The 18288-nt window shown below is 44.3% G+C and carries 14 protein-coding genes; 6 read left to right on the top strand and 8 right to left on the bottom strand.

Annotated elements, in window-relative coordinates:
- Positions 1-184: 184 nt before the first annotated feature.
- From NH568_RS20010 to NH568_RS20035, 6 genes are all read right to left on the bottom strand, one after another.
- Positions 185-1303, bottom strand: a complete 1119-nt coding sequence (locus tag NH568_RS20010; protein WP_253050235.1) for a DUF3466 family protein — start codon at positions 1301-1303, stop codon at positions 185-187.
- A gap of 241 nt (positions 1304-1544) precedes the next feature.
- Positions 1545-1802, bottom strand: coding sequence for a hypothetical protein (locus NH568_RS20015; protein ID WP_253050237.1), 258 nt, complete (start codon positions 1800-1802; stop codon positions 1545-1547).
- Positions 1803-1824: 22 nt separating this feature from the next.
- Positions 1825-2217, bottom strand: a complete 393-nt coding sequence (locus NH568_RS20020; RefSeq protein WP_253050239.1) for a hypothetical protein — start codon at positions 2215-2217, stop codon at positions 1825-1827.
- Between the two features lie 63 nt (positions 2218-2280).
- Positions 2281-2526, bottom strand: a complete 246-nt coding sequence (locus NH568_RS20025; RefSeq protein ID WP_253050241.1) for a hypothetical protein — start codon at positions 2524-2526, stop codon at positions 2281-2283.
- A gap of 134 nt (positions 2527-2660) precedes the next feature.
- Positions 2661-3776, bottom strand: a complete 1116-nt coding sequence (locus NH568_RS20030; RefSeq protein ID WP_253050243.1) for a DUF418 domain-containing protein — start codon at positions 3774-3776, stop codon at positions 2661-2663.
- Between the two features lie 140 nt (positions 3777-3916).
- Positions 3917-4363, bottom strand: a complete 447-nt coding sequence (locus NH568_RS20035; RefSeq protein ID WP_253050245.1) for a helix-turn-helix transcriptional regulator — start codon at positions 4361-4363, stop codon at positions 3917-3919.
- A 358-nt stretch (positions 4364-4721) separates the two neighbouring features.
- Between NH568_RS20035 and NH568_RS20040 the strand changes: the two genes are divergently transcribed.
- Together NH568_RS20040 and NH568_RS20045 are read left to right on the top strand one after the other, a co-directional pair.
- Positions 4722-6731 carry an alpha-amylase family protein gene (locus NH568_RS20040; protein ID WP_253050247.1) on the top strand — a complete coding sequence of 670 codons (2010 nt, stop codon included), beginning with the start codon at positions 4722-4724 and terminating at the stop codon, positions 6729-6731.
- A gap of 888 nt (positions 6732-7619) precedes the next feature.
- Complete coding sequence (locus NH568_RS20045; protein ID WP_253050249.1) at positions 7620-7967, top strand: hypothetical protein; 348 nt, start codon at positions 7620-7622, stop codon at positions 7965-7967.
- 904 nt (positions 7968-8871) lie between these two features.
- On the opposite strand, the gene NH568_RS20050 is transcribed toward NH568_RS20045, so the two are convergent.
- Complete coding sequence (locus NH568_RS20050) at positions 8872-10335, bottom strand: serine hydrolase (protein ID WP_253050251.1); 1464 nt, start codon at positions 10333-10335, stop codon at positions 8872-8874.
- Positions 10336-11021: 686 nt separating this feature from the next.
- Between NH568_RS20050 and NH568_RS20055 the strand changes: the two genes are divergently transcribed.
- The 4 genes from NH568_RS20055 (at position 11022) to NH568_RS20070 (ending at position 17143) form a co-directional block, all read left to right on the top strand.
- Positions 11022-11522, top strand: coding sequence for a hypothetical protein (locus NH568_RS20055; protein WP_253050253.1), 501 nt, complete (start codon positions 11022-11024; stop codon positions 11520-11522).
- A gap of 667 nt (positions 11523-12189) precedes the next feature.
- On the top strand, positions 12190-14772 hold the full coding sequence (locus NH568_RS20060) for a M1 family metallopeptidase (RefSeq protein ID WP_253050255.1): 2583 nt from the start codon (positions 12190-12192) through the stop codon (positions 14770-14772).
- 587 nt (positions 14773-15359) lie between these two features.
- Positions 15360-16277: a triacylglycerol lipase gene (locus tag NH568_RS20065; RefSeq protein ID WP_253050257.1), complete on the top strand. Its 918-nt coding sequence runs from the start codon at positions 15360-15362 to the stop codon at positions 16275-16277.
- Complete coding sequence (locus NH568_RS20070; RefSeq protein WP_253050259.1) at positions 16274-17143, top strand: lipase chaperone; 870 nt, start codon at positions 16274-16276, stop codon at positions 17141-17143. The genes NH568_RS20065 and NH568_RS20070 overlap by 4 nt, the downstream gene beginning before the upstream one ends.
- An 11-nt stretch (positions 17144-17154) precedes the next feature.
- Here the strand turns inward: NH568_RS20070 and NH568_RS20075 are convergent, their stop codons facing one another.
- Positions 17155-17541 carry a DUF393 domain-containing protein gene (locus NH568_RS20075; RefSeq protein ID WP_253050261.1) on the bottom strand — a complete coding sequence of 129 codons (387 nt, stop codon included), beginning with the start codon at positions 17539-17541 and terminating at the stop codon, positions 17155-17157.
- Between the last annotated feature and the right edge of the window lie 747 nt (positions 17542-18288).

The following is an 18288-nucleotide window of genomic DNA, read 5'->3' on the forward strand; positions in this document are numbered from 1 at the left end:
TGGTAGCCAATTGCCACCTGAACATGCTGCTGTAACGACAAGACCTGCCCTGACCAAGTTTCATTTCAGTTTAGTCGAAAATTTTTTATTTGAGAGAGGAGGGAAGCAGTGAATATGGTGGGATCCCTGACCAAACCTCACGGCCAGGGATCCAGTTGCTAATTAACGCCTCAGGGGCGCGTGATTACTGTACTTCTAACAAAAAGGCACGGCGCTGGTTGTCCTTGTTAACGTAAATGCCCACAATGTCTCCACGTTCATTCACTGCTTCAGCTGTTTGCAGCCAGCCCGGTGCTGAAACCAGTCGGTTTAAATCATAGAGCTTGCCTCGATAATAAACAGTGGCCTGTATGGTGTCAGAGGTCGATGAGAAACCAACGGCAGTACCTGAGCGGTTAATGTCATTGAAAGCTGATTCTTCGCGTGATGTTTGCTGTAGTCCGCCTACAACATGTTCTGCAACACCCCCAAGCATAGAGGGATACCAGATGGTTGCTTTCAGTGGGGTCATGGCACGGACCATCTTAGCGCCCGCAATCATGCCATAGTCATTGATTGCATTCATTTCGCTCATAACGCCTTCACCTTCATCTATCACCGATACCTGTCCGTGTTTATAAATAAAGGCTCTGTTGGGTTTGTACGACCAGACTTCATACTCAAAGCCGACGACATCACCCAGATTATTCAGGCCAGTAGCACGACGATAATAGGTGTTGTGTGGTGCTTCTGCCGAAATGGCATTGTCCTGCCAGGATACTAAAGTATCCTGGCCGCTCTGATTGTCTGCCCAGCCAATGATTTTGCCCTGGTCATTGATATCAACAGCCATGGCACTGTCCAGTGGTTTGCTACTCAGTACCGGCAGAGCTTGGGGAGCGCCTTGCTCAAATCTGACTGGTTGATGATAACTTTCCCCCATTTTTGTGTCATCGTTAACGCCGCGTAAAATCTCATACCCCACGGCGACTGAGTGATTGTTTATGGCTACTGCATGTGAAGACTGTACTGTGTCCTGGCTGTGGCCGAGATCAATCATGGCGCCATTTTGATACTTGAACGCATATTCACAGTTCATTGGTTTACTGACCGGGGAAGTACAGTCCATATTGTTATCACGGGTGGACCAACCGACTATAACGCCCTGGTCGTTTATATCGAGCGCTGCCGATTCACTTCCTCCCAGTGTACCCAGATCGATAAATCGGTATGAAGGTGACTCAGAAGCCAAAGTTGCGGCAGAAAAAGTGCAAAAAACGGTGCTGGCGATCAGCGTGGTTGTGAGAGACTTAATGTAATACATCTTAATACTCCTTTTAGTTACATTAATGATAAAGAACGGGTTTTGTAATCTATTGAGACTAAAATTACCCATTAATAATGACAGAAAAAAGTATTAATCGTTAAGGTAAAATAACAGCACCTTTTGATCTGGAGCAATAAAGGTACATTTTATTAGTTTTTATATCATGTAGATAGCTTATAAAATGTTCAGGCCAGGTTTTGTTAAGGGTTAGACTGCAGACGTAGAGTCGCATGGCCGCCTATGTTTGCCGGATCAAGCGCCTGAGCATGACCAGCTTTCGTAATACTGAAATTTTGTGTTTGCTTTTGAACAACAGCACACCGCCAAGTGCCAACAGTGCAATACCTTCAGGTGTGCTCGCCATAGCGTTGGCTTTGTGGCAAAAGCGCCTTTTATTAAACTGCGCATGATACAACTGCTTCATCAGGCGCAGTTGTTGTTGCTGTGCCTCTTTGTGTGCATTTTGGTAAATGAAACGTGCCAGCCTGTTCATCATAGCGTCCTTTGAAAATCATGAATCAAAACACATCAAGCAGATCGCTGGTGGTTTTATCGAACAGTTGTATTGCAGCTACGATCAGGTAGTAAATCAGTGCCAGGTTAAGCGCCATCAGTAGCCCGGCAGATACAAACCAGCTCAGGCCGGCCTGTATCATTGCATAGGCAACCAAGCCCTGAAGAGACAACCAGGTTGCAGTGATAAGTAGTGCAGATATCATCATCAGGATGATACAGGCCAGAATGGTTCTAAAATGGGCATAAAGTTTGGCCTTCAGCAATGCTGCACAAGCGCGGGTGACATCAACATAACTGGAGGTAACAGACTTACCCTCTCGTAATAGCCCTTTCAACTGTGCACCCACACTTACCGAACGGTGTTGTTTTGCGCTATTGTCTGATGACGCACTCATGTTACTTACTCCGTAACAGCATGGTAAAAAGAACACGGGCACCAAATGCAATACCCGCGGTTTTCACGGGGTTTTCTGTTGCGTATTGTTTGACCCCTGAGGCATTCCATTTTTTTCGAGAAGGCGTTTTTGTACTTGTATGGCCTGACCTGATGCATCGCTTTTACTTCTTAACTGCTCTTCCGTTTTGGCTGCCGTGTTGTGCAAGGCATCGACGGTGGAATGTAGTGACTCAGCCAATTGATCTGAAACAGGGTGTGTGGGGTCGTTGCTTGTCTGACGGTTAGCAGCCGATTTATTAGTGCTCATAATAACTCCTTGATTGCGAGAATTAACATACTCAAGGCTGCAAGTGGCTTGCCAAATGAAATATATCTATTAATCAAGACTTTAGGTGTTTGTACAGATTGGTTCAGGGAGCGTTTACTCAGTGTGAGAATATTTTACTCGGTATTATTTACGCGCATGATCCGGGTTGAACAGGCTTCTGCGCGTGCAATGAGGCGTCTGAATAGCCACTCGACGGGCCCCTGAGTAAATCGTCGGTGCCATAGAGTGGCAAACAGCCAGGATGACAAGCAAAAAAGCAGACTACTCACCAAGGCATGTTCTATGGATTGGCCTCCAAGCATATCCAGTGCTTCTAATGTACCCATGCCAATGAGAATATGTGCAATATAGAATGTGAGTGATAACTTACCTGTCGCCTCCAGAGAGCGAAATACCGCTGTGTGGTGATAGCTTTGTGCCAGTCTGACGCATACGATCAGGATGATCACTGAGCTGGCGGTAGCAGAGATCAGGTACTGGGGTAAGGGGGGAATAGGGCCTGTACTCAGTAAAAAGGCGATTTCTTCCCCCTGTATACCCACGTTTTGCGCCATCATACGTAAGAGGTAAAATGCGCTTTCAATGAGTATCAACACCAGTAGTGCAGCTTTAAACAATCGCTTCTGGGTTGCGCTCTGATGCAAAGGTTGGCGACCAAGCCACATGCCAAACAACAGCAGCGCGAACCAGGGGAAAACAGGATGAAAGCCATTATAAAAAATGCGCCTAAGCATCCCTTGGGGTGTCCACAGTTCAAGATAAGTCAGGGTCTCCCAGTGCCAGCCCTGGGAGTAATCAATGATTAGTAAGAGAGCTGGAAACGTTGAGACAATCACTGCACACAGTACAAGCAAGGTACGATGGGACGCAAATAATAACCAGGACGCCAGGATAAAATAGCAGCCATAAAAATGCAGAATATCAGCAGGCCAGACAGGCAGGTAAAGCAGCCCCAGACAGAGTAGTAAGATGCCACGCATGGCCACTTTATTTTGCAGTTGTTTCCTTTGCAGCAGGGTGTGATGATGGGCTTTTCGACAGCTCAGTGCCAGACCAATTCCGGCAAGTATCACAAACAAAGCGGCAGCGCGACCCTCGAATAATGCACTTGCTGATATCAACAAAGTGCTGCCCGTGGTCGCGCCCATAACGAGTTTAAAGTTAACGACCACCATACCAAAAATTGCCAATGCTCTGGCAAGGTCAATACCATGGATCCGCTTACTCATTAGTGTTCCCACTTGCACGTTCAGTGTGTCTTAAGTTAAGAGGTGTGGGCGGAATATTCCGTTAATAAGTGTATAAATTTGTAATCGCTACAGGTACGGGCGGAAGTAAAATAAGTATTTAAAACATATTGCCTGTTAACTTAGCTTCCCTGCCAGATTGCGAATTTATCTCCCAGATATTTGCTGTAGCGAATGAAATACGCATTGACGAGCAATAGCAATCCACCAACAAGCGCCGCTTCGCTGAACAGCCCCATAAGGCAAAAGCTCAAACCAAAGCCATGTAGTATAAACTCAAGGCGTGTCAGAAGTTGTCTGTCGGGTTGGCTTTGAAACGTCCCCAGAAAAAACCACACTCTGAGCCATAAAGGCAGTGGGCGGATAGATGCGTCTTGATTTGGCATAAATGACTCCTTTTGTAATGTATCAATATCGGTCTCCAGTGCAGCAGCAAGACATTTTAATGACTCCATGCTTGGCTTCTGCCCCTGTTCGATGCGTTGAATGGTTCTGATATTTAGCCCCGACATCATGGCCAGTTGGGCCTGAGTCAGGTGCTTGCTTAATCTGAGTTGTTTTAGGATCATAAGTGACTCGCTACACGGTGATGTTGAAAAGTGTTACCAGAAGCTCTGCAACTGGCAAGAAATTACAGTCGGCTTTTTTGTGACAAAGTATAAATATCAGTAGGTTAAGGTTTTTCCTAAAGACCTCATCAGGCAAATAGACCAAGCTTTTTAAGCGTTCCAGAACTACATCGTTCGGCTGCTCAAAATATCTGGTTTGGCTGAAATAGCACCTTCTTGTGTGCTTTTTGAACGAATTGTGTGGTGAATAGACTAGCGCGTTTTTATGCATACGTATTCAATAGACGTTTAATCGGATCTCTCTATATTGTTACCGTGATGTAAATATTATCGTTATGACAACAACAGAGAGCACACAATGATTAAACAGTCACTTAAAGCGTTGAACACTGCGCTGATCACTGCTGGACTGGGCCTGTCCGCTCAGGCACTGGCAACCCCCACAACTTTTGTTCATTTGTTTGAATGGTCCTGGCAGGACATCGCTACCGAATGTGAAACTTTCCTTGGTCCTAAAGGCTATGCCGCGGTTCAGGTTTCTCCGCCGAGTGAACACATTACAGGAGCGCCATGGTGGACACGTTACCAGCCAGTCAGCTATCAGCTTGAGAGCCGCAGTGGCAGCCGTGCCCAGTTCACCGATATGGTGGAGCGTTGTAAAGCTGTTGGTGTAAATATCTACGTTGATGCAGTGATCAACCATATGGCACACGGCAGTGGCACGGGTGTGGCCGGCAGCACTTTTGGTGACAAACATTACCCTATTTACAGCCCACAAGATTTCCACGAAACGTGCGCCATTAACGACGCTGATTATGGCAACAATGCCTGGCGAGTACAGAATTGCGAACTGGTTGGCCTGGCTGACTTAAACACCTCCGCAACTTATGTTCAGAATACATTGGCAGCTTACCTTAACGATCTCGTCGGAATTGGCGTAGCCGGGTTCAGACTGGATGCCAGTAAGCACATGGCTGCATCGGACATTGCGACAATCATGAACAAGGTTAATGGTGATCCCCTGGTCTTCCAGGAAGTGATCGACCAAGGTGGTCAGGCTGTACGAGCAGATGAATACTTTGGTAATGGCTTGGTGACAGAATTCAAGTACAGCACCAAGTTAGGGGATACCTTTAAGTCGGGCAAACTGGCCTGGCTAAACAGCTTTGGTGAAGCCTGGGGTATGATGCCAAGTCATCTTGCTGTGGTCTTTGTAGACAATCATGATAACCAACGAGGTCACGGCGGGGCCGGAAATGTGGTGACTTATGAGGATGGCGCACTTTATGATCTGGCTAACGTATTTATGCTTGCCTTCCCATATGGCTACCCTAAAGTGATGTCGAGCTATGATTTTAACCACGACGGTGATGCTGGCCCTCCGGGAAGCTCTGTACACCAGGGTAACACCCTTAACTGCTTTGCTAACGAGTGGCAGTGTGAGCACCGTCGCGGCATGATCGCAGGAGCCATGGATTTCAGAAATAACACCACGGGCCACTGGACCGTAAACAACTGGTGGGACAATGGTAATAACCAGATTGCATTTTCGCGAGGCAGTGAAGGCTTTGTCGCAATTAACCGTGAAGGTGGGTCGCTCAATCAAACGTTACAAACCGGTCTTGCTGAAGGTGTGTACTGCGATGTACTGAGCGGTGGAAAAAATACTGCAGGTAGTGGCTGCTTAGGCAGTCAAATTACGGTATCGCAAAGTGGCGTTGCCAGTATCAATGTCAGCCCCATGAGTGCAGTTGCAATACACCACAACAGTAAAATTGGTGATACCCCGGATGTTCCTGCGGGTGACTGGCAGCGAACTGTGGTCTTCATTAAAGCCGAAACGGCGGCAGGGCAGGATATGTTTGTCCGCGGCGGACTGGATCATGCTTTTGCCGCGACATTGGGCCGAGACTGTGCACAAGACCCGATGCAATGTGCGATGCCGATCCGTCATAACAACCTGAAGAATCCAACAACACAAGGCTGGAAACAGGGTGATAGTTACCTCGACTGGCACGGAGCTGAGGCCACACAAAGCACTGATGCGCAGGGTAGCGCACTGGACTGGACCACCAACTTGTGGCCCACAGAGTGGGGAGCCAAAGCCACGGTTGAAAGCAATGGATATGGCGAAACGCCATTAAACCAATGGGGTGCCCATTACTGGATGCTGGACGTTGATATGGACTGCGCTCAGACACATAATGGCTGGTTTGAGATCAAAGCCTTTGTGAAAAATGGCCAGGGCTGGGAAGGTGATATCAACCAGACCGACACCCCATACAGCAGTATTAACCATTTCGCTCGTTGCGGACAAATTTCAGTATTTGAATTTAATCAATCGACTGCGAGTTACAGCAATTTCTAATCACTAACACCGGTTCTCCGGTCATCAGTATTCGGTGGCGGTCACTCTCCCTGGTGGCCGTTGCCCCTTACAAACTCTGCTTGCTAAGTTGCCTGCATCCGTTTATCGACTTTCATAAAGACGCGGGTAAAACAATCTCCTTAATACCTGCTGTTATGAACTCCAACACGCTTCACATGGGAGAGCTATCACTTACTGACAGGTTGGTAGCAGAGGTGACAAAGGTGTGAAGTAAACTGGGCCTTCGTAAAACTGATTTAGATATTTTTATTAAATTATTCAGTGACTTGTTTTATGACTACTCGGCTTCTGTAGTAGCTTTATCGCAGTCAGGAGCGAATTGTTTTTTGAGCTGATACATGAATATGGATTGGTTCAATTGCTGGTAGTCAAAATTGTGGGTGCCAAAAACGTTATGAATGGTACAGTGTATCAACACTACCTGGCTCATATTGATTTAGAGAATAAGCCATAATTGCAGCTGAGTAGCACCGAACCACGACTGGAGTCTTTTTGTGCATTTCATAATTAAACTTATAAGCTTCACTATTCGGAGCTTATAGGAAGCGCTGCATTCAATAATCTTGCATTTCCATTGTAGTTTTGCCCCCGAGCTGACAAATGAATTTATGGGTGGGGGTCGCTGAAGTTTGGTAATAAGATCAACCTGGTACCAATGACTCGTGAGCTCAATCGAGATTTATATTGATCAATGGTGCGTGAATCGGGTCAGGCGTTAAAAGATGGGAAGGGGTGTACGTTGATATAAAAGTTGGGTACCCTGACAATCCAATATCAACACGGCCAATTGTTTTTGTGGTTCGCGTTATTTTTGCGGTAATGAAAAAAGATATAGATTTTCGCGACAACGTTAGGTAGTGCTATAGCATGAATACAGAGCAAGCGTATAATATTCTAGGAAACGTACTCTTTGCGCATTTTGAAGCGGAAGAGAAGTTTGATAAACTGGAAATGATATTAGAGATTGGGGATGGCGCTACTGCTAGTACTGTCTGGAAATATTATGAAGATCAGAAGACAAGTCCCCCGCTTCACATAGACTTGCCTATTCAGGCCGACATTGATCTGCAGGAAGCAGCCTTTTTCCTTCGAGATAATCTACTGGAAACAACCAATGAGCAGATCTGGGGATTGGTTTTTACCCTCTTCCCGGACAGCAGTTTTAATATAGAGTACACCTACGAAAAGTCTGACTGGTTAAAAGGCGGCGAGTAAGCCAACAACTGGAATGACTGATATTTAAGATAAAAACGCCCGTCAATGACGGGCATTTTTTTATGAATGAGTAACATGGACAGCTATCTAAAACAGGCGTGCAGGCTGCGCGCCATCCACCTTTAGGTAGCACTCATTAGCCGCCCTGAATGGTTGCGTAATTTTAAAAGGGAAACCACACCAAACTGGCGATTCAAGCTTTAGAAGAACCATTGACAACAGAGTAAAGGCAATTAGGCAAGGTGAATAAAGTTAGTGATGTTATAAAAATCTTTGGAAGGCTTTCTTTTAGTTCGTTTGCAGCTAGCTTGGGGTTTTTCTACGTATCTTACGCTATTTACAGTGGTGAGGAAGTAGGGTGTAAGCATACTGAAACTAAAATATGTGATGACTTCTCAGAACCTTTAATTATTGGTCTGGTATTAGCTTTTTTGTCCGGACTCTTTCGTTACATTTATTGTAAATTAAGGGACCACACTCGCAGGTAGGCGCAAGTAAGTTACAAAGTAAGTAGAGAAGTTTACACGGACAGCCACCCCAAATTGGCGTACATAATGTACGCCGTCTACCTCTAGGTACGCTTGCACACAACGAAGCGTATCAGGATCAGGTCATTGCCAGTCTGGCAGGTACGTCTGATGTTAATGCCATCGATGCATTTATAAGAGTGTATGAACGGGCAGACTATGCGCTATCCAAAGAGAATGTTGAGAAGCTGACGGAATTTTATCAAACAACAACGCACCCAATAATTAAAAAGCGGCTGGCCGCTGTTATCCGGTTATAGCCAAAATGAGTGGCGGGGCTATATCGCCACTCATTCAACCTTATTTTGCGCGTATCTTCCACGGCGGCAAAATATGTATTGGGCCCTGCCTTTTACGGGCCGGAAAAAATGCCTGGGTTATAAATAGCCCTTGATGGCAGTGATTTTATTTTTGGCATACGCACTGTGTGGATTTATCTCAAGTATTTGCTGATAGTACTTTAATGCCAGTGAATATTGCTTGTTTAGCTCATAGGCTTCAGCAACACTACTGTGGTAGTAAACTTGTTCACTATTTTGCGTCAGCGCGAATTCAAAAACGGCAATGCCATCATCAACTCGACCACTTTTAACCAGGCTATTACCCCATTCAACCAGGACTTCCAAATCATATGTTACGCCTGTGTCAAGCTGCGCTTTTGCTAATACAGTGGCGAAGTTTTTAAACCCTTGTTTATCTGTCAGAGATTTTAAATAAGTCATGGGTTGGTAGGCAATTTGCTTGTGCTCATCGTTGAAACCCGGGATGTAGTAAGCGGCAATTTTGTCGACAAAAGTAATGGGTAAGCTGCCTAATAGGTTAGTCAGTACTACCACTGAAACTTTGTCTTCTGGATATATGATCATGGTAACGGCGTTCGCACCGCTTGCGCTGACTGCACTGTGGTATTTTCGCTGGTTCACCTGCCAGCCCATTGCATATCCATTTTCTTGGTTGTTAAACCCTTCAGTACGTCCGTTATTAAGTCTAACGGGTGTCCATAAGAGATTGAGATCTTTAACCAACTCACCTTGTTGTAATGACACAATGTAGTTGGCAAGTTCTGTTGCCGTTGAGCTCATCCCCGCTGCGGTTCTTAAAATGTACGGAAACTCACCGTAAAAGTTTTTATAATTGTTTTCGCTTAAATGAGTATACTGGCGAGTCTGGTTTGGTACCATACGTTCCAGGTAGTCGAAGCCTGCTTGTGCAGTTTTTGGCATCTTAGCGCGTTCTAGCTGCATGCTTGTAATGAAAGCGGTAAACCCTTCTGGGATGTATTTATCAATGAGCTTGCCCAAAATTACATAACCAGTTTGGTTATAACTAAAACGTGAGTTGGGCGTAAATTGAAGCGGGTGTTTTTGGACTTCCTGCCAGGATGCATCGGCATCGTGAGGTATAAGTGTTTCGAGGCCTCGGTTAGCTGCCAGGATCTCAGGTAAGCCCGCAGTGTGCCCCATTAGTTGATTAATTTTCAGTGACTGCCATGTTTCTGGTAAATCGGGTAAATGCTTGCCAATTTCGTCATCAATGTTGAGAAAACCTTGTTCTGCCAATTGCACAATAGCAACACCAGTAAAGGCTTTTGTCATTGAATTAATTGGGAATAGCGTTTTTTCCGTCACAGACACCTGATGTTGTAAGTCTGCAAAGCCATAGTTGCCTTGCTTAACAATTTTATCGTCTTTAATTACTGCTAACTGTAAACCCGGAATATGCCTTTCCTTCATCAGTGCCTTAATTAGCTTGTCTACCGGCTCAGCTTTTACCAATGACGACCACAGTAAGGTGCCAAACCAGAATAAGGTGGATAATAAGACTCTGTTGTTTTTGTACATGATAGTTCCGTTATGCTTTGTCATTGTGAAGATAACATCATACGTAACAAGTAACGTACCAAGTTTAAAATCTATATTTATCAGATGGTTATGGTTTTTATAAAAAGGTAGTACTACTTTATCTTTCGAAGAGTGGTCAGAATTGCGAAGAAATGGTGGTTTTAACAACGAGAAGAGCGGAGCAACGCGAGTGTAACCGCAATCAAGCAAGGATAAGAGCAGCCACCTGAAACTGGCGTACAGAATGAGCGCCGTCTACCTTTAGGTAATACTTACTGGGTTGAGGGTGAAAGATTATGCCAATGGCAAAGAAGAGACGGGTATGCTTATCGGATAAAGTGATTGTTATGCGTTGACATTAGCAGATCAAAGGCTGTTCGCAACAGCACAAAATGCAGCGGGCCAACCTGACTCTGTGCGAATGGTTTCTGAGTGAATACTTGGCACCTCTTCTGTTTTGTGATGTCTGTTTATCCAAACTTAGGTGGGGCATGTTCTTGTATTACAGAATCTTATCGACCTCAACTACCTCACATCTGAATGTACGATTTTAATCATAGCGTTTGAATACGAGCTAAAAGATAAACTCGTCTTATGTTCCAAGCATCGAGTTGCCGTGTTTCCTATTTCAGCGTATGAGTATGCTGACAGTAGTGTAATGAAGAAAACAAGTGGTGTTCTGTTGAATGTTAAAAGTTAAAACGATTTTATTATTACTACTACTCGCTGGTTCTTTTACTGTAGTGCAAATGCTGGACAGGCCAGTGAACGATATCTTTGTTTCAGAAGAAGAGTTGGGGATGTCGCTTGAAGAGCAAGTGTTTTTTGAAGAAGATCAAGCTCAGCAATTTATTGATGATAAGTATAATAAAAGAGAGGCCTTGCTCAGGGTTAAGCTTGCTGAACGGCAGGAAAGACTCAGTATATTGAAGCATTGTTCTTTGTTTTTGGTTTTCGTTTCACTGATAACTGTTTTTATTGTTGGAGCAGAAAAAATAAGAGTGTTATATGCTGGATTACTGCTAACGTTCGCATTGATTGAATGGTGGCTATACGGTTTGAGTGGATTGGTTTTGGCCCTAATTTTAATCTCTATTATACAAGTCATTTTTTACATATATAAAGATGAGCAGTTGCCACCTGATTGGGATCAGAATATAAAAAGTAAGAAAGGGGATGAAGATTAGAATCACGTGGTTTCAGAGTGAAGGGATTAGGTAAATAACATGATCAATGTGGCCAAAATCTTTAGACGGCTTTGCTATAGCTCATTTGTAGCCAGTATGGCGTTTTTCTACATTTCTTACGCTATTTATAGTGGTGAGCAAGTATGGCGTAAACATACTGAAACTAAGGTGTGTGAAGGCTTCCTTGAACCTATGATGATCGAATTGATGCTAGCAGGACTATCAGGGGTCTTTCGTTATATATATTGTAAATTAAGAGAAAAAAGCGTTCTTCAATTTTTCAAAGGGTTAAGGTGGAACGGTACTAACTTCTGGGAGTTCAAGTGGGGGTGACAATAACAGCCACTTCAAAAAGATCTGTAATGGATGACTTTGTAACTCCGGTGGAGACCTTGAGGTCGCATGGTTTTATTACCGGACAGTACCAGATTGGGTGGAGTTACACACTCTATTGAAAATACTTTGAAAAACTCTGTTACATAATATTTATGTATACGTCGGAGCTTCCCTTTGTACCTTTAATTAGATAAAGCCATTTAAAAACAGTTTCTTAGTGTTTTTTTGAGCTTGGCGGGTGGCGCTATTTTGAATCTCAAGATAAGAATTGACTTTTAACTTCATACCGCTTGTGTAGATAATTGTGTATAACAACAAAAAAGGATAATTAATGTTCAAGCGCACTCTTTTATCTACTGCCATTTTTCTTTCTCTTGCTACTTCAGCAAATATGAGCGAAGACTACCGCTTAGCCAAGGTTGCCAAACCAATACAACAGCATGTTAGCTTAGATGTAGACCCATCTAAAGAGCGTTTTTCAGGGCAAACCGCCATTGATATTCAAGTTTTAGAAGAGACTCAATTTATTGAATTAAACGGGCTCGACTACGCGATTGAATTTGCCAAACTACTCGGCGATAAGCAATGCGATCTAAAAGATACGATGTTGAAGACAGGCAAAGTGAAACTCGCTTGTGACACGCTGATCCCAAAAGGGAAATACACCCTAAAAATTGCATTCGATGCGCCTTACAACCGTCAAAGCGTTGGCCTATATAAGTCAATGGATAGAGGCGTACCATACCTCTTTACACAATTCCAGATGAGTGACGCAAGGCGTGCCTTCCCTGTATTTGATGAGCCTGAATTTAAAATTCCTTTTCAGCTCACCATTACCGCTCCTTCCTCACAAAAAGTGTATGCAAATACCCCAGTGATTAAGACCAGTTCAAATAATGGGAAAACAACGCACTACTTTGATAAAACTCCGCCCCTGTCATCTTACTTAGTTGCTCTGGCTGTAGGACCTTTTGAGGAAAAGCCCGTTGAAAAAATGTCGGTTCCGGGCAATATTGTGACACCACATGGAAAAATTGGCATTGCTGACTCTGCGGTTAAAGAAACGCCCAAAATTCTTCAAGCACTGGAGCAGTACTTTGACATTCCTTATGCGTATAAAAAGCTAGATCAAGTTGCCCTACCAGAATTTCCTTATGGTGCAATGGAAAATGCAGGGTTAATTACCTACCGCGAAGAAATTCTGCTTGTTGACCCCATTACGCAATCTCGCGATGAGTTTGATACACATTTATACGTTATAGCACATGAACTTGCGCATCAATGGTACGGTAACCTGGTGACCTTGAAATGGTGGAATGACATGTGGCTGAATGAGGCATTCGCTACTTGGATTGGTGGAAAAATAGTCACCAAGTTATACCCTGAGCTAGAACGTGATTTATTGTTGCCGCAGCATGATGCCATGTTAAGAGATGCGATGGTCACCACTAAGCCTATCCGTAAGCCGATAAATAACTCTGACGATATTATGGATGGACTAGGTCTTGCTTATTCTAAAGGCAGTGCTGTGCTTACTATGGTTGAAGAGTGGATAGGCCATGAAGTCTTCCAGCAAGGCATGCGGAACTACATTAAAAAATACGCCTATAAAAATGCAGAAGCAAAAGATTTATGGTCTGAACTTGAGGCCGTCTCTAAAAAAGATGTCCCGGGCGTCTTGGGTTCTTTTGTCTCTCAATCTTCTTTTCCTTTAATCGATTTCACTCAGTCAGGCAAAACTATCACGCTGAGTCAGACACGATTTATACCTAAAGGTCAGCAAGCCAAAGAGCAACTTTGGAAAGTTCCTGTCTCTATCAAGTATGGTGATAACAAAGGGAATGTAGCCACCAAAAGAGTATTGTTAACTAAGCAAACTCAATCAGTTACACTCGATTTTGAACCTACCTGGGTGTATCCAAATGACAATGCTATTGGCTACTACCTGTGGTCCATGCCAGAAACACAGTATCAAGCTGTATTGACACAGGCAGATAAAGCGTTAAACACGCGTGAAAAGCTCTCTTTGATAGAAACAACCAAGCAACTTATGGATGCAGGTAAAGTTAATGCCTTTACCCTGCTTGCTTCTCTTAATGCATTCACTGATGATGCCCATCCGAAGGTTGCCGCCAGTGCGTTAAAAGAGATTGTAAATAATATGCACACCTTCGAGACTGAGAAAAATCAATCTCAGTGGCGGTCTTTAATTTCTCAAAAAGTATCTGACGCAATTGAGCGATATGGCTTCGAGAAACAGGTTGGGGAATCTGACACCGTTTCCGAGTTAAGAGCAAGAGTATTCAGACTGGCTGCTTTTGAAGTGCAAAATCCTAACATTATCGCTGAAGCACAAAAGCAAACAGCTCAGTTCTTCAAAGACCCCAGTAAAGTCGATCCTTATTTAACTAACACTTACCTTGAAATTGCGGCTTACTTTGGTGATCAGGCACTACTCAATCAATTTAAATCAACGATTGAACAAACTGCTACCCCCAGTGTTCGTGTAAAATTATTATCTGCCCTTGGTTACTTCAATCAACAGAATCTTCAGTCTCAAGTACAAAGCTACTTGTTAACTGGTAAATTAACGGCATCAGACACGCCTACAGTACTGAGAGGATTAAGTTATCGCCCAGAGCGAAAAGCAAAGTTGAACCAATGGATTTTTGAAAACTTTGAGCAAGTCGCACAACGTGTCCCACCGTATGTAGTCGCTTTCTTCCCTTATATTTCAATGCCAAAATGCCATGAGAAAGACTTGGAAGATATTAAGTCCTTCTATGAAGCGAAAGTAGAGGCATTCCCTGGGATGGGCAAAAGCTTACCTGCAGCGGAACTCAGGTTAAACACTTGCTTGTCTTTACAAAAACGAGAACTCGCCTCTGCTGAGCGTTTCTTGAAACAACTATAAATGTCATTGTGAGTAATAGGGTCTCCCCTATTACTCACTTTTGATAATGCTCCCGTCTTGTTAAGTAAATTCAGATAGTTTCATCAGCACCGCGATTTCGGTTGTTCCCCTGATATTAAGGCATATCTAGCCCTGCTATTCTATGACCGCCGTCTCAGCAAGCAGCTGATTGGCTCAATGAATCATCAGCTTGTCACCCATTAGCTGTTTATATCGGTACATTACTGTTTCCACCGGCGAAGGGGGTGGTAATTCACGTGCTTTTCCCACTCAGTGCTATCTGAAAGTCTATTTTCCCAAAAGTTGCACAGTTTAAAATCAGTTTCGTAAGGTTTTTACGTAAATACTTTAATTCCTGTCTCTGGCTACAAGCAGAAGCTATGCATTGCAATGAGGGAGTAAAGAAGATAAAAATAATCATTTATATCAATTGTATATGTTTTTCATAGGATTTCTCACTGGTTTGTCAGGAGTTGTCTTCTCTATGGTTTTACAAAAGATCGTGTGTTTTTTACTCAGTGAGGCTTGACCTCTTACCACTTTGGGCTAGCCTTTTGTTGCTAAATTGTAACTTTTGGAGCAACTCAATGAAAAAAATAACACTGACACTTTTGCTTAGTTTCATGTCACTCTTTGCACAATTTGCGCACAGTAGTGATGAGCTGGAATATCCAGTGGTACTGGTTCATGGCCTCTTTGGCTTCGACAATCTGCTTGGCGTGGATTACTTCTATCGCGTGCCCTCGGTTATTCGTCAGGAAGGCGGCAATGTCTATGTGGCTGAAGTGTCGTCTGCACATAATTCAGAGCTGCGAGGTGAGCAACTGCTTGAGCAGGTTGCGCTTGTCAGAGCCCTGACAGGTAAAGACAAGGTGAACCTGATTGGTCACAGTCAGGGTGCGCAAACCATTCGTTATGTCGCTTCGGTAAAACCTCAGTGGGTGGCCTCGGTAACCAGCATTGGCGGCGTAAACTGGGGCAGTCGCTTCGCTGATGTGGTGCGCGGTGGAGTCGACCAGGGATCCTTCTCTGAGCAGTTTCTAGCGTCACTGGCCAATGGTCTGGCTGGCCTAATTGACTTATTGTCGGGTAAACCTACAGCACCTAAGGATGCACTTGAAGCACTCGAGGCCCTGACCACAGAAGGCACGCTTGCGTTCAATCAAAAGTATCCGGAAGGGGTGCCAGCTACTTATTGCGCTCAGGGTGATATGCTGGCTGACAATGGCGTCTACTATTTTTCGTGGAGTGGCAGCCGTGCCTGGACGAACTTGTTGGATCCTGCAGACAATGCGCTTTTACTCTTCTCAGGTGTATTTGATGAAGCCAATGATGGCCTGGTATCGGCCTGCTCAAGCAACCTGGGATATGTGATTGGTAACGACTTTAAGATGAATCATCTGGATCAGGTTAACCAGACCATTGGTGTTCATCATTTATTCGAGACGGATCCACTCACGATTTATCGTCAGCATATTCGTCGTCTGAAAGGGCTGAATCTATGAGTTACCGGCGTCTGCTTTCACTTAGTTGTATCGGGCTCAGTGTGTGTCTGTGGTATTTGGCAATGCAGCAAGCTGATACAGAATCCACCAAAGTGGCCGTCGCTTCTGCACGCCCAGTGACTGAGACGCCATACGCGTATGATCAGCAACTTGTTGCCGCGATGTCAGCACAGACAGTGCATTGCGGCGCAGTCACCAAAGCACACAAACATCAGCTTGATGACTGGATCTTAGCTTTACAAGGCGAGCAGCTGGAACATAGCTGGGCTAACTATACCAGTCGCTTACCGGTGTGTTTGCAAAAGTTGGCGCATGACTACATGAACTACAAACAAGCGCTAATGGAAATACCAAGCAATCTTACTATTCACGAGCGTTTTGAGGCACTGCAAACGCTTCAGGGACAGTATTTCTCTCCTGACGTGCTCGAAGCCTGGTTTTCGGATGAGAACCGCTGGAACACGCAGGCACTGGAGCGCTGGCAAATTCTGGCTGATCAATCGCTCAGCGTGCAGGCGCGGGGCGAACTAATTAATGCACACATCAGCCAGCTGCCACAGGACGAGCGAGAGACAATAGTGGCGACGCAAACCCTGGCTACGCTGCAACAAAGCTGGCAAACCATGGATTATAACCAGCTCAGCGCCAGATATGGGGATGAAGCGGCAGAGCGCCTGATGCAAGCCAGAAGCACACGGACTAACTGGGAGCAGCGACTAGCGGATTATAAACAACGTCGCGCTGAACTCCTTGCTGGTTATACCGGTTCTGATGAGCAAGCTGAGATAGATATGTTGAAACAGGCGCTGTTTTCAGCAAATGAGCAAAAACGCTTAGCAGTGATACTGGCAAACAACGAACACTAAGTCACTGATGCTTATTTTCGACACACACCGCTGTCGCAACGGGACTGACCAGTCAGCCAGTAAGAAATGCGATAGCGGTTTTTGGCAAACAGTAAGTAAAACTTATCAGCGATGGGCTTAATGACAGGCCATCTCAGTGGCGCATACAGCCAGCCCATTCCCACTAATCGCCACGCCTGATGCGTAACATCCAGACCCAGCAACAGGTTACCTTTGGCATCCAGCGCGTGCAAAACTGTATTTGCCTTTTCCGGGTCAATGCCGGGGTAGCGGGCAAATTCGTCGCTGAAAATATCGACGGTTTTAATGCGCTGCGCCTTATCTCGTTTGGTCAGCGCGGTCATTTCCTTTACGCACAAAGGGCAGGTGCCATCATAAAATATGGTGAGTTCGCTCATTAGCTTATCCGGTTGTTTTTAACGCAATACGCACTGGTAAAATAATAAGATCATTGCCGGCGTATGTCTGCATATTATTTCAGAGAGTTATCTTCTTCATAAAACCGTGCAACTGTCGAGTTGTATGTCGGTAAAAAACGAACTCAGCAGACGCAAGAGCTAAGCTATTCACCTCTTAAAAAGGCTAATTGTAACTCTGTCCCACCTTTGTGATCTAAGTGTATAAAAGATGATCTTTTGGTTTGTTTTTTCTCTGTTACTAGTGTTGTTTCATCATCTAATCAATAACATAAGTTCAAACCATTAATAATTATGGTGTTCAATCAGCGGCGGTCTTTAATTATAATATTCGATTACTTAATGAGTCGTTGTGTAAAAAATATACCCGGGCTAATCCGTATTCAGGCGTTAGGCTAAGACTTTATTGTGTACAAACATGCTGCATGGTTATGCCATTTGCACACATAAAATCGCTGGTATTTTGCACTCTTTTTTCAGGTTACAAACAACCGCCAGAGATATTTGGTTTTAGTATCTCTGGCGGTTTTTTATTCGTCTGGGTTATTGTTAAATTAGGGAACTTTACAAAGAGCATGGCAATAAAAGATTTATCCATCACCCAGGGTGAGAGCATACTTCGTTAACGACATTAACCAAAGATAAGCTCTGCCCTGAATTCATCGTCAAAGCTGGCCCGAACGCACTTACCACGTATCGAATCTTTACGGCCTGTGTGCTGTTTTACCA

This window comes from Pseudoalteromonas sp. XMcav2-N (assembly GCF_024124545.1).
Classification (GTDB): domain Bacteria; phylum Pseudomonadota; class Gammaproteobacteria; order Enterobacterales; family Alteromonadaceae; genus Pseudoalteromonas.